This window comes from Microbacterium sp. AISO3 (assembly GCF_002204305.1).
In the GTDB taxonomy this organism is placed as follows: Bacteria; Actinomycetota; Actinomycetes; order Actinomycetales; family Microbacteriaceae; genus Microbacterium; species Microbacterium arborescens.
Genome location: NZ_NHRF01000004.1, coordinates 76,379 through 97,623 on the forward strand (window position 1 = coordinate 76,379; position 21,245 = coordinate 97,623).

At 70.0% G+C, this 21,245-nt stretch carries 20 protein-coding genes; 5 read left to right on the top strand and 15 right to left on the bottom strand.

Translation table 11 applies throughout. The features are described from left to right. Window positions 1-86: 86 nt before the first annotated feature. Together CBF90_RS07700 and CBF90_RS07705 are read right to left on the bottom strand one after the other, a co-directional pair. A complete protein-coding gene (locus CBF90_RS07700) occupies window positions 87-1,634 on the bottom strand; it encodes a tetratricopeptide repeat protein (RefSeq protein WP_088380308.1) in 1,548 nt (515 codons plus the stop codon). 3 nt (window positions 1,635-1,637) lie between these two features. Then, window positions 1,638-2,963, bottom strand: a complete 1,326-nt coding sequence (locus CBF90_RS07705; protein WP_023951232.1) for a replication-associated recombination protein A — start codon at window positions 2,961-2,963, stop codon at window positions 1,638-1,640. A gap of 100 nt (window positions 2,964-3,063) precedes the next feature. Between CBF90_RS07705 and CBF90_RS07710 the strand changes: the two genes are divergently transcribed. The 3 genes from CBF90_RS07710 to CBF90_RS07720 all read left to right on the top strand — a co-directional run bounded on the left by CBF90_RS07710 (window position 3,064) and on the right by CBF90_RS07720 (window position 5,348). Next, complete coding sequence (locus tag CBF90_RS07710; RefSeq protein WP_023951234.1) at window positions 3,064-3,366, top strand: hypothetical protein; 303 nt, start codon at window positions 3,064-3,066, stop codon at window positions 3,364-3,366. Between the two features lie 68 nt (window positions 3,367-3,434). Then, on the top strand, window positions 3,435-4,697 hold the full coding sequence (locus tag CBF90_RS07715; protein ID WP_023951236.1) for a DUF349 domain-containing protein: 1,263 nt from the start codon (window positions 3,435-3,437) through the stop codon (window positions 4,695-4,697). Window positions 4,698-4,793: 96 nt separating this feature from the next. After that, window positions 4,794-5,348, top strand: a complete 555-nt coding sequence (locus CBF90_RS07720) for a hypothetical protein (protein WP_023951239.1) — start codon at window positions 4,794-4,796, stop codon at window positions 5,346-5,348. Here the strand turns inward: CBF90_RS07720 and CBF90_RS07725 are convergent. From CBF90_RS07725 to pdxS, 10 genes are all read right to left on the bottom strand, one after another. Continuing rightward, window positions 5,335-7,587 (bottom strand): bifunctional (p)ppGpp synthetase/guanosine-3',5'-bis(diphosphate) 3'-pyrophosphohydrolase, encoded by a 2,253-nt coding sequence (locus CBF90_RS07725; RefSeq protein ID WP_088380309.1) that lies wholly within the window; start codon window positions 7,585-7,587, stop codon window positions 5,335-5,337. The two genes, CBF90_RS07720 and CBF90_RS07725, sit on opposite strands and share 14 nt — an antisense overlap. A gap of 49 nt (window positions 7,588-7,636) precedes the next feature. Continuing rightward, window positions 7,637-8,626 (bottom strand): protein translocase subunit SecF, encoded by a 990-nt coding sequence (gene secF, locus CBF90_RS07730; RefSeq protein ID WP_023951243.1) that lies wholly within the window; start codon window positions 8,624-8,626, stop codon window positions 7,637-7,639. Next, the gene (gene secD / locus CBF90_RS07735) at window positions 8,626-10,341 is read right to left on the bottom strand and encodes a protein translocase subunit SecD (RefSeq protein WP_023951245.1); all 1,716 of its coding nucleotides are present in this window, start codon (window positions 10,339-10,341) and stop codon (window positions 8,626-8,628) included. The genes secF and secD overlap by 1 nt, the downstream gene beginning before the upstream one ends. Window positions 10,342-10,385: 44 nt before the next feature. Continuing rightward, window positions 10,386-10,889, bottom strand: a complete 504-nt coding sequence (gene yajC / locus CBF90_RS07740; RefSeq protein WP_023951247.1) for a preprotein translocase subunit YajC — start codon at window positions 10,887-10,889, stop codon at window positions 10,386-10,388. A 79-nt stretch (window positions 10,890-10,968) separates the two neighbouring features. Then, window positions 10,969-11,994, bottom strand: a complete 1,026-nt coding sequence (gene ruvB, locus CBF90_RS07745; protein ID WP_064956721.1) for a Holliday junction branch migration DNA helicase RuvB — start codon at window positions 11,992-11,994, stop codon at window positions 10,969-10,971. Beyond that, on the bottom strand, window positions 11,987-12,604 hold the full coding sequence (gene ruvA / locus CBF90_RS07750; protein WP_023951252.1) for a Holliday junction branch migration protein RuvA: 618 nt from the start codon (window positions 12,602-12,604) through the stop codon (window positions 11,987-11,989). The genes ruvB and ruvA overlap by 8 nt, the downstream gene beginning before the upstream one ends. Before the next feature lie 70 nt (window positions 12,605-12,674). Next, window positions 12,675-13,244, bottom strand: a complete 570-nt coding sequence (gene ruvC / locus CBF90_RS07755; RefSeq protein WP_023951254.1) for a crossover junction endodeoxyribonuclease RuvC — start codon at window positions 13,242-13,244, stop codon at window positions 12,675-12,677. A 124-nt stretch (window positions 13,245-13,368) separates the two neighbouring features. Then, window positions 13,369-14,130, bottom strand: a complete 762-nt coding sequence (locus CBF90_RS07760) for a YebC/PmpR family DNA-binding transcriptional regulator (RefSeq protein WP_023951256.1) — start codon at window positions 14,128-14,130, stop codon at window positions 13,369-13,371. Between the two features lie 10 nt (window positions 14,131-14,140). After that, window positions 14,141-14,752 carry a pyridoxal 5'-phosphate synthase glutaminase subunit PdxT gene (gene pdxT / locus CBF90_RS07765; RefSeq protein ID WP_242435626.1) on the bottom strand — a complete coding sequence of 204 codons (612 nt, stop codon included), beginning with the start codon at window positions 14,750-14,752 and terminating at the stop codon, window positions 14,141-14,143. Window positions 14,753-14,756: 4 nt separating this feature from the next. After that, window positions 14,757-15,656 (bottom strand): pyridoxal 5'-phosphate synthase lyase subunit PdxS, encoded by a 900-nt coding sequence (gene pdxS, locus CBF90_RS07770; protein ID WP_081731726.1) that lies wholly within the window; start codon window positions 15,654-15,656, stop codon window positions 14,757-14,759. Between the two features lie 85 nt (window positions 15,657-15,741). On the opposite strand from pdxS, the gene CBF90_RS07775 reads away from it, so the two are divergent. Both CBF90_RS07775 and pdxY read left to right on the top strand, forming a co-directional pair. Then, a complete protein-coding gene (locus tag CBF90_RS07775) occupies window positions 15,742-17,070 on the top strand; it encodes an aminotransferase class I/II-fold pyridoxal phosphate-dependent enzyme (protein ID WP_088380311.1) in 1,329 nt (442 codons plus the stop codon). Between the two features lie 4 nt (window positions 17,071-17,074). Further along, on the top strand, window positions 17,075-17,926 hold the full coding sequence (gene pdxY, locus CBF90_RS07780; RefSeq protein ID WP_088380312.1) for a pyridoxal kinase PdxY: 852 nt from the start codon (window positions 17,075-17,077) through the stop codon (window positions 17,924-17,926). Between the two features lie 9 nt (window positions 17,927-17,935). Here pdxY and CBF90_RS07785 read toward each other — a convergent pair whose 3' ends face one another. The 3 genes from CBF90_RS07785 to thrS form a co-directional block, all read right to left on the bottom strand. Next, entirely contained in the window at window positions 17,936-18,517 is a 582-nt protein-coding gene (locus tag CBF90_RS07785; protein WP_088380313.1) for a hypothetical protein, read from the bottom strand. Window positions 18,518-18,607: 90 nt separating this feature from the next. Beyond that, window positions 18,608-19,165 carry an HIT domain-containing protein gene (locus CBF90_RS07790; protein ID WP_172407805.1) on the bottom strand — a complete coding sequence of 186 codons (558 nt, stop codon included), beginning with the start codon at window positions 19,163-19,165 and terminating at the stop codon, window positions 18,608-18,610. Beyond that, window positions 19,162-21,201: a threonine--tRNA ligase gene (gene thrS / locus CBF90_RS07795; protein ID WP_088380314.1), complete on the bottom strand. Its 2,040-nt coding sequence runs from the start codon at window positions 21,199-21,201 to the stop codon at window positions 19,162-19,164. The genes CBF90_RS07790 and thrS overlap by 4 nt, the downstream gene beginning before the upstream one ends. Window positions 21,202-21,245 lie beyond the last annotated feature (44 nt).

Sequence of the window (21,245 nt, forward strand, 5' to 3'; positions counted from 1 at the left end):
CTCGGACTGCACGCCGGGGCACGCCGAGAGGTCTTGATCAGAAGAGAGGGATGCCCGAAAACTGGGCTTCGAGCCGGTCGAGTCTATCAGACGGTGCCCGCGTCGACCGCGGTGACGAGATCGAGGATGCCGGCCGGATAGAACGGGGTCGCATCCCGTCGCAGGTCGTCGATGCGATACCAGCCGACCGTGGTGTCGCCGTCGAGCACGGGGAGACGCTCTCCGTGCGGCAGAGCCTCGAGCGAGGCGCTGCGGACGGCGAAGACATGAGCGATCTCGTGGCCGCTCTTGCGGCCGTCGTCGAAGATGTTCTCGCTCACCGTGAGCAGCCGCAGCTGCTCGACGTCGGCGGCCAGTTCCTCGCGCAGCTCCCGGCGCATGGCCGCAGCCGCGGTCTCGCCGTACTCGATGCCGCCGCCGGGAGCCCGGAGGAAGGGCCCTGACCCGGGTGCGCCGGGGTACTCCTCAGCCAGGACGTACCCGTCGGAGACGACGAGGGCCACGGAGATCGCCCGGATGCGGTGCGGCGAAGCCAGCTCGTCCGCGTAGGCGGTCACCGCACGCCCGTAGGCGGGCAGGTGCGGGGCGAGGGCGCGCAACGCGGTCCGGAGCGCGGGCGCGGGCTTCTGATCGCTGAACAGTGCGAGCGCCTCGAACGCCCGGGCGGCGTCGGCGAGCGCATCGGTGTCGGGAAAACGATGCAGCAGTGCCAGAGCACCCGAGGGATCGCCGATGTTGCGAAGCGAGCTCGCCAACTGGATGACGCACGCCGAGCGCCGCTCACCGGTCAACCCCGCCTCGAGCGCCGCCCGATACAGCGGGATCGCCTCGGCCTCCTCGCCGAGGAAATCGTGCAGCGAGCCCCGCTCGTAGCTGCGGACCGCCTCGTCTGCGTCCGCCGCGAGCTCGTCGAGCTCGGCCCACAGAGCTGCGGTGCTCTTGCCTGCGGCAGCACCCCAGAACGCATCGAACGGATCGGCGCTGTGGGCGTCGGTGGCGCCGGCTGCTGTGCTGTGGGCGACGCTGTCACCGGCGACGAATGCAGCGAGGAGGTGACGTACGCGCGACTGCAGGTCGCGGAGCTCGGGGTCGACTTCGCGGCTCGCCGCGAATCGGACCAGCCCGCGCAGGGCCGGGCCGGCATCGCTGGTCTCCCCCGCCATCAGATGATCGACGAGATCGGATGCCGCCATGGTCCGCACCCGCCCGGTCTCGTGTTCGCCCCACGCGGGCTCGGCGACGCGGGCGCAGTCCGCCGCGATGATCACGTGCCGGCGGCGGCGGGCGTTCGCCGCCGCCCATTCGGCGCCGGCGTCGAAGACGGCCCCGGCGCGATACCCGGTCTCCTCCAGCATCTCGCGCACGCCCGCGGCGACGGCGTCCTCACCGGGATCGATGAGGCCGCCGGGGAGTTCGCCCAGCACGCGCTGCGGGCCCACCCGATACTGATCGAACAGCACGACCGTGTCATCGGCCGTGACCGCGACCACCGTGACGGTGTCGCCGACCTCGACGACGTCCCAGTCGCTCTCGCTGCCGTCGGGCAGCCGGTAGCGGTCGCGACGCACGCGCACGTATCCGTCGAAGGCGGGCGAGGAGCCCAGCAGCGTCCACGGGGGCACAGGGTCGGCCACGGGTCAGTCCCCCAGGATCTTCCGCAGCTTCTCGACGCGCGCACCGATCTCGCGCTCGACGCCGCGATTGGTCGGCTCGTAGTACCGCTTGCCGCGAAGCTCGTCGGGAAGGTACTGCTGTGTGGCGACTCCGACCTCCAGGTCGTGGGGATAGACGTACCCCTTGCCGTGTCCGAGCCGCTTCGCACCCGCGTAGTGGGCGTCGCGCAGGTGCTTGGGCACGCGACCGAAGCCGCCGGCGCGGACGTCGGAGATCGCAGCGTTGATGGCGTTGTAGGCGGCGTTCGACTTGGCGGTCGTGGCGAGATACGCCGTCGCCTCGGCGAGCGGGATACGGCCTTCGGGCATCCCGATGAAGGCGACCGCGTCGGCGGCGGCGACGGCGATCGTCAGCGCCTGCGGGTCGGCCAAGCCGATGTCCTCGGAGGCCGAGATGACCAGACGCCGGGCGATGAAGCGCGGGTCCTCGCCCGCCTCGATCATCCGGGCGAGGTAGTGCATCGCGGCGTCGACATCCGACCCGCGTATCGACTTGATGAAGGCGCTGATGACGTCGTAGTGCTCATCGCCCTGCCGGTCGTAGCGCAGGAGCGCACGGTCGACCGCCTGCGCGACGTGGTCCGCCGTGATCACCGGCGCGTCGTCGTCATCGCCGGGCTCGGCCATCGTGGCCGCGGCCTCGAGCGAGGTCAGCGCGCGCCGGGCATCGCCCGAGGCCAGCCGGATGAGGGCGGTCCGCGCGTCGTCGGCGAGGACGATCGAGCCGGCGAGTCCGCGGGCATCGGTGACGGCGCGGTCGATGAGCCCGCCGAGGTCGTCATCGCTGAGCGGCTGGAGAGTGAGCAGCAGTGAACGCGACAGCAGCGGCGCGACGACGGAGAACGACGGGTTCTCGGTCGTCGCCGCGATGAGCAGCACCCAGCCGTTCTCGACGCCCGGGAGAAGAGCGTCCTGCTGCGCCTTGGTGAAGCGGTGGATCTCGTCGAGGAACAGGATCGTCGAGATGCCGTAGAGGTCGCGCTGCGTCATCGCCTCCTGCATGACCTCGCGGACATCCTTGACCCCGGCGGTCACGGCCGAGAGCTCGACGAACCGGCGCCCCGACGAGCGCGCGATCGCCTGAGCGAGCGTCGTCTTGCCCGTCCCCGGCGGCCCCCAGAGGATGACGGAGACCGCTCCCGCTCGGTTGCCGTCGGGCGAGGCGAGGGCGACCAGGGGCGAGCCGGGCCGCAGCAGATGCCCTTGGCCGGCGACCTCGTCGAGCGAGGTGGGTCGCATCCGCACGGCGAGCGGCGTCTGCCCGGAGAAGAGCGCGCTCGAATCGGTCATCCCCTCAGGCTAGTCGCGCGCGGGGACACCGGGATTTTGTCGCGGTACCGACGCGCGCCGTAGGCTTGAGCGGCCCGGAACGGGGCACGGAGGAGGCAACGTGGCAGGTCGCGGCAAGAACCGGGACGATCGCGCGGCGCAGGAACGCGCCCGCCTGTACGCTGCGCGGCGCGAGTACCACGAGGGTCTGGCGGGGCGCCGGACCCGCGACAACATCGTCGCCGCCGTAGCCGGCGGCGTCCTGATCCTCGCCGCGATCGGTGCTCAGGTCGCGTATTTCACCGCCGGCCCCGGAGCCCCGGCACCCGCCGAGACCCCGGCCCCGACTCCGACCGAGACGATGCCGGGATCGCCGACGCCGACACCGTCGGATTCCACTCCGGCAACGATCCCGACTCCCTGACCCCCTCCGTACTAGGCTGTCCCCCGACCTGACCCCCATGCGGCGCGAGCCGCGACGAGGTGCCTTCCGTGACTTCCACCCCTGACTCCACGATCACCCCCGCCGACGACGCCCCGTGGGGTCGCGTCGATGACGACGGCACCGTCTCGGTGCGCGAGGGGGATCAGTGGCGCGTCGTCGGCCAGTATCCCGACGGCACGCCGGAAGAGGCGCTCGCCTACTTCCAGCGCAAGTTCTCCGACCTCGCCGGCGAGGTGACGCTCATTGAGGTGCGTCACCGCCGTGGCGGAGCCTCCGCCGCCGATCTCCGCTCGACCGTCAGCACGCTCCGCTCGCGCATCGCGGGGGCAGCGGCCGTCGGCAACCTGGCCGCGCTCGAGGCGCGCCTGGTCGCCCTCGAGGGCGAGCTCGACGCGGCTTCCGAGTCGGAGGCCGCCGAAGCGAAGCAGGCTCTCGACGCCGCGATCACCGAGCGCACGGGGCTCGTCGAGGCGATCGAGGCGATCGCCGCACGCGACCCGAAGTCGATCCAGTGGAAGCAGACATCCGCCGAGGTGAACGATCTCTTCGAGCGATGGCAGCGCCATCAGGCCGACGGCCCGCGCCTGCCCCGCGGCACCGGCCAGCAGCTGTGGAAGCGGTTCCGCGACGCCCGCTCGACCATCGACAAGCACCGCCGCGAGTTCTACGCGAGCCTCGACGAGACCCACAAGAGCGCACGCGACGCCAAGCAGCGGCTCATCGAGCGCGCCGAGGCCCTCGCCCCGCGCGGCGAGGACGGCATCGGCGCGTACCGCGACCTGCTGGAGCAGTGGAAGCAGTCGGGCCGCGCGGGCAAGAAGGCCGACGACGCGCTCTGGGCACGCTTCAAGGCCGCGGGCGACGCCCTCTACGGTGCCCGCGCCGAGCGGGAGCAGGCCGACGCCGAGGCATCCCAGGAGAAGATCGTCGCCAAGCGCGCGCTGCTCGACGAAGCCGCTGCCGTCAACGCCGAGAAGGACACGGCGGCCGCGCGGGCGCTGCTGACCGGCATCCAGCGCCGCTGGGACGAGATCGGTCGCATCTTCCCCCGCGACAAGGAGCGCGCCCTCGACGACGAGCTCCGCAAGGTCGAGCAGGCGGTGCGCGCACGCGAAGACGCCGACTGGAAGAACAACAACCCCGAGACCAAGGCACGCCAGGGCGACATGCTGTCGCAGCTCCACGACGCGATCGCCAAGCTCGAGGCCGAGGTCGCCGAGGCCGAGGCTTCGGGGGACAAGCGCGCCATCGCACAGGCGAAGGAAGCGCTCAGCGCACGCAAGGCCTGGCTCAGCGCTCTCGGAGGCTGACTCTCGTCTCCGGCGACGGGCCTGTGGAGGCGACGCTCTCCACAGGCCCGTCGCTCGTTAGCGCCGCCGTTCCCACGTTGGCGCGAGACTGACGCAATGGTCTCACCGTACGTCTACGCCCCGGGCACTCGTCTCTCCCTCGCCGAACTGGGCGCCGCCCGACTGGACGGCGACGTCGTCGAGGTCGGCGAAGCCTTCATGCCCGCCGACGCCGTCGAAAGCCCTGAGATCCGGGCCGCGTCGCTCCGCCCCCTCGTCGCGCAGGGTCTCGCGCTCACACACGAGTCCGCCGCGTGGGTTCACGGCGCGCTGTCCGAACCTCCGCTGCGGCACAGCGTGCAGCGATGCACCGAGCGCCGCCGGAATCACGTGCTCGATCCTCGGCTCCGCTACCGCGACCTTCAGCTGCCCGCGAGCGAGACGGTTCGCCTCGGCGGCATGCCGGTGTCGAACCGCGTTCGTACCCTGTGCGACCTCCTGCGCGCCGACGCAGCCGCAGGCGATGGACCGCGTGCGGGCGCCGTCGCGATGATCGGGATGTTCCCCGACATCCTCGCCGACGCCCGGGTGGCGTTGGCGTGCGGCGGGCCGCTGCCGCACAAGCGCCGGGCGCTCGCGTGGTTGGAGAGCTGGCCGGTTAGGACGACGTGACACGGTAGACGTCGTAGACCGCGTCGATGCGCCGCACCGCGTTCAGCACACGGTCGAGATGCACGGTGTCACCCATCTCGAACACGAACCTGCTGAGTGCGAGCCGATCATTGTTGGTCTGGACCGACGCCGAGAGGATGTTGACGTGGTGCTCGCTGAGCACGCGCGTCACGTCGCTGAGGAGCCCGGCGCGATCCAACGCCTCGACCTGGATCTGGACGAGGAAGAGACTCTTCGTCGTCGGGGCCCACGACACCTCGATGAGGCGCTCGGGATCGCGCATGAGCGACTCGACGTTCGTGCAGTCGGAGCGGTGCACGGATACGCCGCTTCCCCGCGTGACGAAGCCGACGATCTCATCGCCCGGAACGGGTGTGCAGCATTTGGCCAGCTTCACGAGGATGTCGGGCGCGCCGCGGACGAGGACTCCGGAGTCGCTGTCTCGCTTCTGCCGGGATCGTCCCACGGCCGGCAGCTCGATCGGCCCGGTGGAGGTGTCCTCCTCCGCTCGGACGAGCGCGGTGACCTTCTCGATCACCGACTGCGTCGAGACATGCCCCTCGCCCACCGCCGCGTACAGCGCTGTGACGTCCTCGTAGCGGAGCTGGTGGGCGACCTCGCCGAACGCGTCCTGCCCCATGAGGCGCTGGAGCGGCAGATTCTGACGCCGCATCGCCCGGGCGATCGCGTCCTTGCCCTGCTCGACGGCCTCCTCGCGCCGCTCCTTGGTGAACCAGCCGCGGATCTTGTTGCGCGCTCGTGTGCTCTTGACGAAGGTGAGCCAGTCCTGGCTCGGGCCGGCATCGGGGTTCTTCGAGGTGAAGACCTCGACGACGTCGCCGCTGGAGAGCGTCGACTCGAGCGGCACGAGACGCCCGTTGACCTTGGCGCCCATCGTACGGTGGCCGATCTCGGTGTGCACGGCGTAGGCGAAGTCGACCGGGGTGGCACCCGCGGGCAGGCCGATGACCCGCCCCTTCGGAGTGAAGACGTAGACCTCTTTCGCACCGATCTCGAAACGCAGCGAGTCGAGGAACTCCCCCGGGTCGGCCGTCTCGGCCTGCCAGTCGGAGATGTGGGCGAGCCACGCCATGTCGTTGTCGACCGCTTTGGCGTCGGCCTTGCCGCCCGCCATCCGCTCCTTGTACTTCCAGTGCGCCGCGACACCGAACTCGGCCTGCTGGTGCATCTCGTGGGTGCGGATCTGGATCTCGACCGTGCGCCCGCCCGGACCGATGACGGTCGTGTGGAGGGACTGGTAGAGATTGAACTTCGGCGTCGCGATGTAGTCCTTGAAACGCCCGGGAAGGGGCGTCCACCGCGCGTGGATCGAACCGAGCACCGCGTAGCAGTCGCGGACCGTCGTCACCAGAACGCGGATGCCGATCAGGTCGTAGATGTCGTCGAACTCGCGACCCCGGACGACCATCTTCTGGTACACCGAGTACAGCTGCTTCGGACGGCCCATCACGCGGCCGCGGATGCGCAGTTCACGGAGGTCGCTCTCGACCGCATCGATGACCGTCTGCAGATACTGCTCGCGCTGGGGTGTGCGCTGGGTGACCAGGCTGTCGATCTCGGCGTAGAGCTTCGGGTGGAGCACCGCGAACGACAGGTCTTCGAGCTCGCTCTTGATGGCCTGGATGCCGAGCCGGTGTGCGAGCGGCGCGTAGATCTCGAGCGTCTCCGTCGCCTTCTTCGCCGCTTTCTCGGGCGGAACGAAACCCCAGGTCCGGGCATTGTGCAACCGGTCGGCGAGCTTGATCAGGAGCACGCGGATGTCGCGCGACATCGCGACGATCATCTTGCGGACCGTCTCGGCCTGCGCGGCGTCGCCGTACTTGACCTTATCGAGCTTCGTCACGCCGTCGACGAGCATCGCGACCTCGTCGCCGAACTCGGCCGTCAGCTGGTCGAGACCGTACGAGGTGTCTTCGACGGTGTCGTGCAGGAGCGCGGCCGCGATGGCCCGGGGGCCGAGGCCGAGCTCCGCCAGGATCTGCGCGACGGCGAGCGGGTGCGTGATGTACGGCTCGCCGCTCTGGCGCTTCTGCTGCGCGTGGGCCCGCGAGGCGGTCTGGTAGGCGCGATCGATGATCGCGATGTCGCCTTTGGGGTGGTGCGCGCGCACCGTTCGAACGAGCTGCTCGAGCCCTTCGCGGGGCGCCGCTCGCGAGAAGATGCGCGGAACGAGGCGGCGGAGCGAACTCTGGGCAGGGGGCGGGGTGATCTCGGTCATGCCCTCACCTCCGCCATGCAGACATCGATTCTACGCGCCCTCGCGGCGCTCAGGCCTCGACCGAGGCTCGCTCGCGCGACTCGCGCACCCGAGCGTCATTCGCCTTGATACCGGGCTCGCCCTCGCGCAGCAGCGCGAACAGCGGCACGGCGACGAACAGCGTCGAGTAGGCGGCGACCAGCGTGCCGACGAAGATCGACAGCGAGATGTCGGTGAGCGTCTGGGCACCGAGCCAAAGCGCGCCGATGAAGAGGATCGCTCCGGTCGGGAGGGCCGCGACGATCGTGGTGTTGATCGAGCGCACGAGCGTCTGGTTTGCCGCCAGGTTGACCGATTCGCCGAACGTCCGCCCGGACTTCTCGCCGTCCTCGAACGTGTTCTCGCGGACCTTGTCGAAGACGACAGTGGTGTCGTACAGCGAGTACGACAGGATCGTCAGGAAGCCGATCACGGCGGCGGGAGAGATCTCGAACCCGAAGAGCGAGTAGACGCCCACGGTAACCACGAGCACGTCGACGAGGCCGATGATCGCGGCGACGGACATCTTCCAGGTGCGGAAGTACAGCGCGAGGATCAGGAACGTCAGGGCGAGGAAGATCGCCAGGCCCCACAGCGACTGACGGGTGACGTCCTGACCCCAGCTCGGCCCGATGAACGACGAGCTCACCTCGGCGGCGGGGACGTCGTAGGCCTCGGCGAGGCGCGCGGTGACATCACGGGTCTCGGCATCCGACATCTGGTCGGTCTGCACGCGCACGGCGTCCTCGCCGATCGTGGTGACCTTCGTCGTCGCTCCGGGAACGACGTCCTGGACGGCGGCGGTCGCCAACAGCTGGTCGGTGTTCGAGACGTTCGTCACCGTGAACTGCGACCCGCCCGTGAACTCGATGGAGAACTGCGGGGGCTTCACGACGAGGACGAGGACCGAGCCGAGCACGAGGGCTGCGGCGATGATGAACCACAGCGTGCGACGGGCGACGAAGGGGAACGACAGCTTCCCCGTGTAGAGGTCGTTTCCGAACCGGTTGAAGAATCGCATCAGTGCTTGTCCCCCGTCGCGTCGCGCTTCTCGCCTGCGGCCTGCTCGGCGCGCTTGCGTTCCGCGATCGTCTGTCGCCGTTCGGCCTCGCCGCGCGACTTGGCGGCTCGGCGACCGGCCGCGGTCTTCGCGCCGGCGGCGACCGGGGCGCGGAACTGCGCACGCCCGCGGTAGACCGCGCCGAGCGCATCGGGGTCGAGACCCGACAGCTTGTGACCCGACCCGAAGAACCGCGTGCGCACGAGCAGCTGCAGCACGGGGTGGGTGAAGAGGATGAAGATCAGGATGTCGATCGCGGTCGTCAGTCCCAGCGTGAACGCGAAGCCCTTCACCGTCGAGTCGGCGAGGATGTACAGCACCACGGCGGCGAGGATGTTGATCGACTTCGAGATGAAGATCGTCCGCTTCGCGCGGGACCAGCCGTCCTCGACGGCACCGGTGATCGACTTGCCGTCGCGCAGCTCGTCTCTGATCCGCTCGAAGTACACGATGAACGAGTCGGCTGTGAAGCCGATCGTGACGATCAGGCCGGCCACACCCGCCAACGACAGGCGGAAGCCCATGCGCCACGCGAGAATCGTCAGTGCCGCGTAGGTGAGCACAGCCATGACGACCAGCGAGGCGATGATGACCGTTCCGAGTGCCCGGTAGACGACGAGTGAGTACACCGCGACCAGCGCGAGACCGATGAGACCCGCGATGAGTCCGATCTGCAGCTGCTGCGAACCGAGGGTCGCGGAGATCGTGTTCGTGCTCTGCACCTCGAAGCTCAGCGGCAGAGCGCCGAACTTGAGCTGGTCGGCGAGGATCTTCGAGCTGTCCTGGTCGAACGAGCCCGTGATCGACGGCTTGCCGGTGAGGATGACGGCGTCCATCGAGGGCGCCGAGAGCACGTCGCCGTCGAGGACGAAGGCGAACTGGTTGAGCGGCGACTGCTGCCCGTAGAGCCGCTGGCTGATCTTGCCGAATGTCTCGGTGCCCTGCTGGTCGAACGTGATGTTCACGGCCCAGCGACCGGTGCTCTGCTCGAGGCCGTTGGTGGCGTTGTCGATCGACGACCCGTCGAGCTCGACCGGCCCGAGGATGTACTTCGCCGTCCCCGTGCGATCGCACGTGATCAGCGGCTGATCGGCCGGCGCGTCGGCCGGGTCGTTCGCCGGATCGGTGCAGTCGTAGGCGAGGAACTGCGCCTGCAGCGCCTCGGTGATCCACGCGGGGTCGCTGCCGTTGGAGGGCGTCGTCGATGGCGTGGCCGGCAGGTTGGGGTCGGGCGTGGGATACGGCGTCTCGTTGCCGTCGTCACCGACGAAGCTGGTTGCGGGAGTGCCGGTGTAGAGCACGGCGCGCAGCTGGAGCTGTGCCGAGGCGTCGATGCGCTCCCGCGTCTCGTCGTCGACCTCGCCCGGCAGCTGCACCACGATCTGGTTGCCGGCCTGCGTGGCGATGTCCGCCTCGACCAGTCCCGACGCGTCGACGCGCTGGCGGATGATGGAGGCAGCCTGCTGCATCTGCTCGCTCGAGGGCACCGCCCCGTCGGACTGCGCCTGGAGGACGATCTGCGTCCCGCCCTGGAGATCCAGCGCGAGCTCGGGAGCCCACGAGCTCGCCTTGAACACATAGACGCCGAGGGCGTTGATGCCGAACAGGAGCGCCGTCAGGACCACGAGTCCGGTCAGCGCGCGCCAGGCACGGCGCACAGGTGTGGAAGTCGCCACGGGGAGGTCAGCTTTCGTCGAGCGAGCGCCGGGTCAGCGGCGGTTCAGGCGCGGGGCTTGTCGTCGCGGTCGGCCGCACCCTCAGAGGCGGCGTCGGCGCGATCGCGCGCGGCGTCGTCGCTGACCGAGGTGATGAGCCCCTGCTCGACGTCGGCGACGTACTCCTCGTGGTGCTCTTCGGCCTCGATGTACTCGTCCTCGGTGAGCGTGCCCTCGGCGGGGTCGACGACGCGGAGGATCGCCTGGCTGTGGACCTCGACCTCGACGCCGGGCGCGAGCTCGACGCGGGCCGACTTCGAGAGGTCTTCGCCGTCGTACTCGACGATCGTCCCGTAGAACCCGCCCTGCAGCAGCACCTTCGCGCCGGGGAGGAGCTGACGCGACTTCTCGGCCTGCTCCGCCTTCATCCGCTGGGCGCGACGACGCTGGCTCCAGAACATGAAGACGATGAGCAGCGCGAGGATGATCAGCAGCCCGTACTCGGCGAAGAACTGCACCGCCGGGTTCGCGGGAGGAGCGTCGGCCGGGGTGGTGGCGAAGAAGAGCATGGAGGTGGGAGCACCTTTCACGGGTAGGCACGCGAAGAATGCGCACCCTCGGGATTCGTCGGCGAGAAGCCTTCAGCGATTATAGGTCATCGATCTCCAGCGCCCCGTCGGCACGGGGAACGCCGAGATGGCGGTAGGCCGAGGGCATGGCCACGCGGCCACGCGGCGAGCGGCCCACGAAGCCGATGCGGACGAGGTACGGCTCGACGACCGACTCGATCGTCTCCGCTTCCTCCCCCACGGTCACCGCGAGGGTGTTCAGCCCGACCGGTCCCCCGCCGAAGCGGCGGACGAGGGCGTCCAGCACGGCGCGGTCCAGGCGATCGAGCCCGATGGCGTCGACGTCGTAGAGGTCGAGCGCGGCCGCGACATCCGCCTCCGTCGCGCCCGCCGCCGTGTTGCCGTGCACGACCACGAAATCTCGGACGCGGCGCAGCAGGCGGTTCGCGATACGAGGCGTGCCGCGGGAGCGGCGCGCGATCTCGGACCGCGCGATGGGCGGGACGTCGACGGCGAGGACGCTCGCCGACCGCTGGATGACGCGTTCGAGCTCTTCGGGCTCGTAGTACTCCATGTGGGCGGTGAAACCGAAACGGTCGCGAAGCGGATTCGGCAGCAGTCCCGACCGGGTGGTCGCACCCACGAGCGTGAAGGGGGCGAGTTCGAGCGGGATGCTGGTGGCACCGGCTCCCTTGCCGACCATGATGTCGATGCGGAAGTCCTCCATCGCGAGGTACAGCATCTCCTCGGCCGAGCGCGCCATTCGATGGATCTCGTCGATGAAGAGCACCTCGCCGGGCACGAGGCTCGACAAGAGGGCTGCGAGGTCGCCCGCGTGCTGGATGGCGGGACCGCTCGACATCCGCAGGGGACGGCCGCTCTCGTGGGCGACGATCATCGCGAGCGTCGTCTTGCCGAGCCCGGGAGGGCCCGACAGCAGGATGTGGTCGGCGGGTCGGTCCTGCATCGCGGCGGCCTGCAGCAGGAGCTCGAGCTGCCCGCGCACCTTCTGCTGCCCGACGAATTCGGCGAGCGACGTCGGCCGCAGGGCCCCCTCGACCGCGAGCTCGGTCTCGTCCGCGGCCAGCTCGTGCGCGTCAGACACCGGTCTGCTCCGGTCGCGCGGGGCCGAGCTGCGCCAGCGCGAGCTTCAGCAGGGCGGGCACGGTCGCCGGGGCGGCGGCATCCGCCGTCACCTGCGCGACGGCCTCCGCCGCGACGCGCTCGCTCCATCCGAGGGCGACCAGCGCCGCCACGACCTGACCGCTGAGCGTTCCGGCGCCGGCGGGAACGGATGCCGGCTGCCCGGAGGGCACCGCCTGGAGCTTGCCCGCGAGCTGCACCACGATGAGCTTCGCGGTCTTGGGTCCGATCCCGGAGACACGGCGGAAGGGAGCGTCGTCCTCGGCGGTGACGGCCTCGGCGATCTGCGCGACGCTGAGCGCCGACAGGACGCCGAGCGCGGACTTCGGGCCGACGCCGGTCACCCCGATGAGCAGGAGGAAGACCCCGAGCTGCTCGCGCGTCTCGAAACCGAAGAGCGAGAGGGCGTCTTCGCGGACGACGAGGTTCGTGTGCAGCACGATCTCATCACCGACATGGAACGAGCGCGGGATGTCGGGGGTCACGGCGACCGAGAACCCGACCCCGCCGACGTCGATGACGACGCTGTCGGACTCGAGGTGCAGCACGCTGCCGCGCAGGGAGGAGATCATGATCCGAGCCTAGGCGGCGCTTCGCAGGTATGTTCGAGCGACACGCGTGACGCCCGGCCGCACGGCCGCCTCAGCGGCGTGACAGCCGTTCCGCATCCGCCCAGGCCCGCTGGGCGGGAGTGAGCGCTGCGGCGCCGGTCCCGGTCCCGGTGCCACCGGGACCGCGGCGCCAGGCATGACAGATCGCGAGGGCCAGGGCGTCGGCGGCATCCGCCGGCTGCGGCAGGGAGTCCAGACGCAGCACGCGGGCGACCATCGTCTGCACCTGCAGCTTCTCGGCCGAGCCGTATCCGGTGATGGCCGCCTTCACCTCGGAGGGGGTGTGGGTCGCCGCATCGAGGCCGCTCTCGGCGGCGACGAGGAGGGCGATGCCGCTGGCTTGCGCGGTTCCCATCACGCTGGTGCGGTTGTGCTGCGCGAAGACGCGCTCGACCGCGACGACGTGCGGCCGATGCTCCGCGATGACGGCCCGGAGCCCCGCGGCGATCGTCGCGAGCCGGCGTTCGATGGGCAGATCGACGGCCGAGCGGACGACTCCGACGTGCACGAGGGCAGCGGATCGGTCGCGAGCGACGTCGACGACACCGACACCGCATCGGGTGAGGCCCGGGTCGACACCGAGAACGCGCAGAGAGGTCACTCCCCCACGCTACGTCCGTCGCGGCGACCCGGCGCGACGACAGCCCGCGAAACGCGCAGTTCCCGGCACCCCACGCAGAACGAGCTGCGGTGGATGCCGGGAACTGCGCGCGATGCCGGAGCTCTTACTCGTCGTCGTTCTCGAGCTCGGCCTGCACCTCGGGCGTCAGGTCGAAGTTCGTGTAGACGTTCTGCACGTCGTCGCTGTCTTCGAGGGCGTCGATGAGACGGAACACCTTGCGGGCGGTGTCGGCGTCGACCTCCACCTTGAGCGAGGGCACGAACTCGACGTCGGCGGAGTCGTACTCGATGCCGGCGTCCTGCAGGGCGCTGCGCACCGACACGAGGTCGGAGGCCTCGGTGATGACGCCGAAGCCGTCGCCGTGCGGCTCGACCTCTTCCGCTCCCGCCTCGAGCACCGCGAGCATGACGTCGTCCTCGGTCGTGCCCTCGGACGGCACGACGATGACGCCCTTGCGGCTGAAGTTGTACGCGACGCTGCCCGGGTCGGCCAGCGTTCCGCCGTTACGGCTGAGAGCGGTGCGAACCTCGGCGGCGGCACGGTTCTTGTTGTCGGTCAGACACTCGATGAGGAACGCGACGCCGTTGGGCCCGTAGCCCTCGTACATGATCGAGGAGTACTCGACGGCTTCGCCGCCGATCCCGGCGCCGCGCTTGATCGCGCGGTCGATGTTGTCTTTCGGGACCGAGGTCTTCTTGGCCTTCAGGACGGCGTCGAAGAGCGTGGGGTTGCCCTGCAGATCGGGACCGCCGAGCTTGGCAGCGACCTCGATGTTCTTGATGAGCTTGGCCCACGACTTGGCACGGCGCGCGTCGACGACGGCTTTCTTGTGCTTGGTCGTGGCCCATTTGGAGTGACCGGACATGCGCTCGATCTTACCGGGCGGATGCGCGCGCCTCGCGGACGCGCGCGAGGAACCTCTCGTGGAAGCGACGCTCGCCCGAGACCTCCGGGTGGAACGCGGTGGCGAGCAGTCGCCCCTGCTCGACCGCGACGACCCCGCCCTCCGGCAGGGTCGCGAGCGGCCGCACCCCCGGCCCGAGTTCGGTGACGAGAGGCGCTCGGATGAACGCCGCGCGCACCGGCGCGTCCCAGCCGGCGACGGCGAGCGCCGTCTCGAACGATTCGGTCTGACCGCCGAAGGCGTTCCGTCGCACGGTCACGTCGAGCCCGCCGAAGGTCTCCTGCCCGGCGATCGCCCCGTCGACGCGGTCGGCGAGCAGGATGAGCCCGGCGCACGTGCCGTAGACCGGCATGCCCGCCGTGATCGCGTCGCGGATGGGCTGCTGCATCCCGAACGCGCGTGCCAGCTTGTCGATGACGCTCGACTCGCCACCCGGCAGGACGAGTCCCTCGATCGTCGCGAGGTCGTCCGGGCGGCGGACGAGGGATGCCGCCGCACCGAGCTTCTCGAGCACGCGCAGGTGTTCGCGGACGTCCCCCTGCAGGGCGAGGACTCCGACGCGCGGCGGCGTTCCCTCGCTCACCGGATCACCAGCCGCGGTCGGCGAGACGGTGCGGAGCAGGCAGATCGGAGACGTTGATGCCGACCATCGCCTCACCCAGGCCGCGCGAGGCCTCGGCGACGATGGCGGGGTCATCGTGGAAGGTCGTCGCCTTCACGATCGCCGCGGCACGGCGCGCGGGGTCGCCCGACTTGAAGATGCCCGATCCGACGAACACGCCGTCGGCGCCGAGCTGCATCATCATGGCGGCGTCGGCGGGGGTGGCGACACCGCCCGCGGTGAAGAGCACGACGGGCAGGGCGCCGCTGGCCGCGACCTCGGCGACGAGGTCGTACGGCGCCTGGAGCTCCTTCGCCGCGACGTACAGCTCGTCGGGGCTCTTCGCCTGCAGAGCACGGATCTCGGCGGTGATGGTGCGGATGTGGCGCGTCGCCTCCGAGACGTCGCCCGTGCCGGCCTCACCCTTGGACCGGATCATCGCGGCCCCCTCCGTGATGCGGCGCAGCGCCTCGCCGAGATTGGTCGCACCGCAGACGAACGGGACGGTGAATCCCCACTTGTCGATGTGATGCGTGTAGTCGGCCGGCGAGAGCACCTCGGACTCGTCGATGTAGTCGACGCCGAGCTCCTGCAGCACGCGCGCCTCGACGAAGTGTCCGATGCGGGCCTTGGCCATCACGGGGATCGACACCGATGCGATGATCTCGTCGATCAGGTCGGGGTCGCTCATGCGGGCGACGCCGCCCTGGGCCCGGATGTCGGCGGGGACACGCTCGAGCGCCATGACGGCCACCGCGCCGGCATCCTCGGCGATCCGCGCTTGATCGGCCGTGACGACGTCCATGATGACGCCGCCCTTCAGCATCTCGGCGAGCCCGCGCTTGACGCGCGAGGATCCGGTGACGGTCTGGTCGTTCGACACGATGGAGCTCCGATCTGGGCCGCCTGGTCGGGGATGTTGTTCGGCCTAGGCCAAAAATTAGCATGGCATCCGACATAAGATCGTCCCGATGACTTCCCGCGACACGATCTCCGGGCACACGGCGGGCGACATCGCCGACAGCGTCCGGATGCTGCTCGAGCGCGGCGCCCTGCGCGCTGACGACATCCTGCCGCCCGTGCGCGCACTGGCCGAGCAGCTCGGCGTCAACCGCAACACCGTCGTCGCCGCATACCGGCTGCTGGCGCAGGCCGGGGTCGTCGTGGCTCGCGGCCGCGGCGGAACGCGCATCGCCGAGGTCTCCCCCGTCGCCGCCGAGGGGGTCGCCGCCGACACGGTGCTGCGCGACGTCGGGTCGGGAAACCCCGATCCCGCCCTCATCCCCGACCCGAGCGACGTGCTCGCCCGGGTCGCCGGGCGCCCCGTCCTGTACGGCGAGCCGGTCATCGACGCCGGCCTCGCCGAGTGGGCCACACGCTGGTTCGCCGCGGACTCGGCGAGCGAGGCCGACATCCACCTCACCGTCACGGGCGGCGCCGTCGACGCCGTCGAACGACTCCTGGCGCAGGCGCTCACCCGCGATGATGCGGTCGCGCTCGAAGACCCCTGCTTCCTCGCCAGCATCCATACCGTCCGGCTCGCCGGCTACCGTGCGGTCCCCGTTCCCGTCGACAGCGAGGGCATGACGGTGGACGGTCTGCGCGCGGCCCTGGACGCCGGTGCCCGAGCCGTCGTCATCACCCCGCGAGCCCAGAACCCCACCGGCTCGAGCCTGTCGGCCGAGCGCGCCGCGGCGCTGCGCGAGGTGCTGGCCGATCACCCCTACGTCCTGGTGATCGAGGACGACCACTTCTCGCTCTTGTCGACCCAGCCCTATCGCTCGGTCATCGGCGAGAACCACGAGCGCTGGGCGCGCGTGCGCTCGGTGTCGAAATTCCTCGGGCCCGACATGTGTCTCGCGGTCACGGCATCCGATCCCACGACGGCCGAACGTCTCGCGCTGCGCCTCGGCTCGGGCACGACGTGGGTCAGCCATCTGCTGCAGCGACTGGCCCACGCTCTCCTCTCCGACGGCACCGCCGCGGCTGAGATCGCCGCCGCTCGAATCCACTACGCCGACCGCAACGCCGCCTTCGCCGCGGAGCTCACGCGCGCGGGCCTGCCCTGCGCACCCGGCGACGGGCTCAGTCTCTGGGTCGAGGTGCCCGGCACTGCTCGTTCCGTCGCCGACGCCCTGATGCGCCGCGGGTGGCTGGCGCGCACCGGCGACGAGTTCCGGCTGGCCGAGGACGCCCCGTCGCGGCACCTGCGCCTGACCGTGCACGATCTGAACGACGCCGACGCCGCGCAGCTCGCGCGGGACCTCGTCGCATCCGCCCTCCCCTCTCGAAAGGCATGACCCCATGAAGGTGCTCTCGATCCAGTCGGCCGTCGCATACGGACACGTCGGCAACTCCGCCGCGGTGTTCCCGCTGCAGCGCATCGGCGTGGAGGTGATGCCGGTCTACACGGTGAACTTCTCCAACCACACCGGCTACGGCGCCTGGGGCGGTCCGATGATCAGTCCCGACGATGTCCGCGCCGTCATCGCGGGCGTCGAGGATCGCGGCGCCTTCCCGCAGATCGACGTCATCCTGTCGGGGTACCAGGGCGGCGAAGGAATAGCCGACGTCATCCTCGACACCGTCGCGCGCGTCAAGGCGGCGAACCCGGATGCCGTCTACGCGTGCGACCCGGTCATGGGCAACGCGAAGTCGGGATGCTTCGTGGCACCGGCCATCCCCGTTCTGCTGCGCGAGCGCGTCGTGCCGGCCGCCGACATCATCACGCCGAACCAATTCGAGCTCGGCTTCCTGACCGAGACCGAGCCCACCGATCTCGACTCGACGCTCGCATCCGTCGACGCCGCCCGCGCGATGGGGCCGCGCACGGTGCTCGTGACGAGCGTCGAGCGCCCGGAACGCCCCGAGGGAACGATCGAGATGCTCGCCGCGGACGACGCCGGAGCGTGGATCGTCCGCACTCCCCACATCCCCATGAAGGCGAACGGATCGGGTGACGTGACGGCGGCCCTGTTCACAGCTCACTACCGCAGCGCCGGCTCCGCAGCCGAGGCGCTGGCCCGTACGACCTCGAGCGTGTTCGACCTGCTCACGCGCACACACGAGTCGGGCGAGCGCGAGCTCCAGCTCGTGGAGAGCCAGGAGGCCTACGCGCACCCGCGGATGCAGTTCACGGTCGAGCGGGTGCGCTGACCGGCGCCGTTACTGTCCGCTGGACTCGGTCCACGCCTGCTCCCACTGCGGAGCGTCATCGGGGCAGAGGAACCGGGTGCCGAAGACCATGATGCTCACAGCACCCTCGCGGGACGCGTCGTCGATGGCGAGACTCTGGATGAGCGGGGACGACGCGACGTGCATCTGGTAGACGTTCTGATCGACCTGGTGACCGTTGAGGATCGAGGTCTCGCACGCGTCCAGAGCGAGGGCAAGCGTCACGGTCTCGGCCTGCTCCGACCACTGACCGCCGTTCGCCTCGACGTGCGCGCGCTGCTGCGCGACGAGCTCCTGCTGCTCGGGCGTCTTCGCGGTGAGCGTGGTCTGACCCACGGGCTGCTGCTGCGCCGCGATGAACGCGTCGCGCTCGGCCAGGGCATCGGCGGTCGCGGATCCGTCGCCACCGGCGTCGGGGGTCGCCGCTGCGCTCTCGTCCGGCACTGTCGTCGTCGTCGGAGTCGCCTCGGTCGGGTTCGCGTCTCCCGCGGGGGTGCACCCCGTCAAGGCGAGGGCCCCGACAACAGCCAGTGCGGCGAGAGTCGCGGTGCGGGGACGGGCGGTGATCGACATGGTGCCTCCTCAGTGAGCGCTCAGGCTATCGTCATCGCGCCACCCGGCACCCGGGCTTGCGTTCGAGGCCGAGCGTGAGGAAGTGTGCGGTCAGGTCGTCGGCCACGCGGCGGCGACGGCCTCGCGGACCTCGCCGAGCAGCTGCGGGAGCGCCTTCGTCTTCGCGATGATCGGGAAGAAGTTGGCATCGGTCGCCCACCGTGGCACGACGTGCTGGTGCAGGTGCCCGTCGACCCCGGCCCCCGCGACAGCACCCTGATTCATTCCGAGGTTGAAACCGTCGCACCGCGACACCTCTCGGAGCACCCGCATGGCCCTCTGCGTCAGCGCGCCGATCTCGGCGACCTCCTCGGGCGTCGCGAGATCGTACGTCGGGATGTGCCGGTACGGGCAGACGAGCAGGTGACCGGAGTTGTACGGGAAGAGGTTCAGCAGCACGTAGGCCGTGCGGCCGCGCGCGACGATGAGCCCGTCGGCATCCGATTTGCCGGGCGCAGCGCAGAACGGGCATTCGTCACGCAGCGGTTCGGGGCCCGCCTGGATGTACGCCATCCGGTGGGGGGTCCATAGGCGCTGGAACTCGTCGGGCACCCCGGCCAGGTGCGCGGCGTCCTCGACCGGGCGCGGGGCGTCCGACGAGCCGGTCACGCGAGCTGCTCCGCGGTGTCGCTCAGGTGCTCCGCGGTGTCGACGAGTGCGCGGTCGGCGATGGCCGCGAGGATGCGCTCGATGGCCTCGTCCACGGGCACGCCGTTGGTCTGCGATCCGTCACGGAAGCGGAACGAGACCGTGCCTGCTGCGCGGTCCTGCTCGCCGGCGATGAGCTGGAGCGGCACCTTCTGCGTGGTGTGAGTGCGGATCTTCTTCTGCATGCGGTCGTCGGAGCGATCGAGCTCGGCGCGGACGCCGGCCTTGCGCAGCCGCGAGACGATCTCCTGCAGGTACGGCGCGTAATCGTCGGCGACCGGGATCGCCACGACCTGCACCGGCGCGAGCCAGACGGGGAAGGCACCCGCGTAGTGCTCGAGGAGGATCGCGAAGAACCGCTCGATCGACCCGAAGAGTGCGCGGTGGATCATGACGGGGCGATGCTTCTCGCCGTCGGGACCGGTGTACTCGAGCTCGAAGCGCTCGGGCTGGTTGAAGTCGAGCTGGATGGTCGACATCTGCCAGGTGCGGCCGATCGCGTCGCGCGCCTGCACCGAGATCTTCGGGCCGTAGAACGCCGCGCCGCCCGGATCCGGGACGAGCTCGAGGCCGGAGCCCTCGGCGACGCGGCGCAGGGTCTCGGTCGCCTGCTGCCAGAGGGCGTCGTCGCCGATGAACTTCGGGTTGCCCTCCTCCTTCGTCGACAGCTCGAGATAGAAGTCGTTGAGTCCGTAGTCGCGCAGCGTCTGCAGCACGAACTCGAGGCTGCGGACGAGCTCGTCCTCGACCTGATCGGGGGTGACGTAGATGTGGGTGTCGTCCTGGGTCATCCCCCGCACGCGGGTGAGGCCCGAGAGGGTGCCGCTCTTCTCGTAGCGGTAGACCGAACCGAACTCGCTCAGGCGCAGCGGCAGCTCACGGTAGCTGCGCCCCCGCGAGCGGAAGATCAGGTTGTGGAACGGGCAGTTCATGGGCTTGAGGTAGTACTCCTGCCCCTGGCGGGTCACGTTGCCCTCGGCGTCGACGATCTCATCGAGCTTCATCGGCGGGTACATGCCGTCGGCGTACCACTGCAGGTGCCCGCTCGTCATGAACAGGTCGCCCTTGGTGATGTGCGGGGTGTTGACGACCTCGTAGTCGTTGGCGAGCAGCTGCTCGCGCATGTAGCGCTCGATCTCGTACCGGATGATGCCGCCCTTGGGGTGGAACACCGACAGACCGGGTCCGATCTCATCCGGGAACGAGAACAGGTCGAGCTCGACCCCGAGCTTCCGGTGGTCGCGGCGAGCCGCCTCGGCCAGCCGCTCCTGGTAGGCGCGCAGCTCGTCCTTCGACGGCCATGCGGTGCCGTAGATGCGCTGCAGCTGGGGGTTCTTCTCGGAGCCGCGCCAGTAGGCGGCGGCGACGCGGGTGAGGTCCCAGCCGTTGCCGACCATCCGGGTGCCGGGCACGTGGGGTCCGCGGCACAGGTCCTTCCAGGCGGTCGAGCCGTCGCGGGTGACGTTGTCGTAGATCGTCAGTTCGCCGGCGCCGATCTCGGCCGAGGCCCCTTCGGCCGCGTCGGCGCCCGAGCCGGGACCACCGGCGAGGTCGACGAGCTCGAGCTTGAACGGCTCGTCGGCGAGCTCGGCGCGCGCCTCGTCGGCGGTGACGACCCGCCGGACGAACCGCTGGTTCTCGCGGACGATCCGCTCCATCTCCTTCTTGATCGACTTGAGGTCCTCCGGAGTGAAGGGCTCGTCGACGCCGAAGTCGTAGTAGAAGCCGTCCTCGATGGGCGGCCCGATGCCCAGGTTCGACTGCGGCCGGATGCGCTGCACGGCCTGGGCCAGCACGTGCGCGGTCGAGTGGCGGAGGATCGCGAGGCCGTCGGGGCTCGACACGGTGACCGGCTCGACGGCATCCGTCTCGCTGACCACGGTGGCGAGATCCTTCAGCTCTCCGTTCACGCGCAGGGCGACGACGGAGCGGTCGGGGAAGAGGGCGAAGCCGTCGGCGGGGTACGACACGTCCGACGGGGAAACGACGTCAGTCAAGGGAACATCTCCAGATGGGTGGCTCGGATCAAGGCTACTCAGCT

Coding starts and splice junctions, on each gene's coding strand:
- CBF90_RS07785 (WP_088380313.1), bottom strand. CDS start 18,517: ATGTCGATCACCGCCCGTCCCCGCACCGCGACTCTCGCCGCACTGGCT.
- pdxY (WP_088380312.1), top strand. CDS start 17,075: ATGAAGGTGCTCTCGATCCAGTCGGCCGTCGCATACGGACACGTCGGC.
- CBF90_RS07775 (WP_088380311.1), top strand. CDS start 15,742: ATGACTTCCCGCGACACGATCTCCGGGCACACGGCGGGCGACATCGCC.
- CBF90_RS07760 (WP_023951256.1), bottom strand. CDS start 14,130: ATGTCCGGTCACTCCAAATGGGCCACGACCAAGCACAAGAAAGCCGTC.
- CBF90_RS07705 (WP_023951232.1), bottom strand. CDS start 2,963: ATGACCGATTCGAGCGCGCTCTTCTCCGGGCAGACGCCGCTCGCCGTG.
- CBF90_RS07725 (WP_088380309.1), bottom strand. CDS start 7,587: ATGACCGAGATCACCCCGCCCCCTGCCCAGAGTTCGCTCCGCCGCCTC.
- secF (WP_023951243.1), bottom strand. CDS start 8,626: ATGCGATTCTTCAACCGGTTCGGAAACGACCTCTACACGGGGAAGCTG.
- CBF90_RS07720 (WP_023951239.1), top strand. CDS start 4,794: ATGGTCTCACCGTACGTCTACGCCCCGGGCACTCGTCTCTCCCTCGCC.
- yajC (WP_023951247.1), bottom strand. CDS start 10,889: ATGCTCTTCTTCGCCACCACCCCGGCCGACGCTCCTCCCGCGAACCCG.
- ruvA (WP_023951252.1), bottom strand. CDS start 12,604: ATGATCTCCTCCCTGCGCGGCAGCGTGCTGCACCTCGAGTCCGACAGC.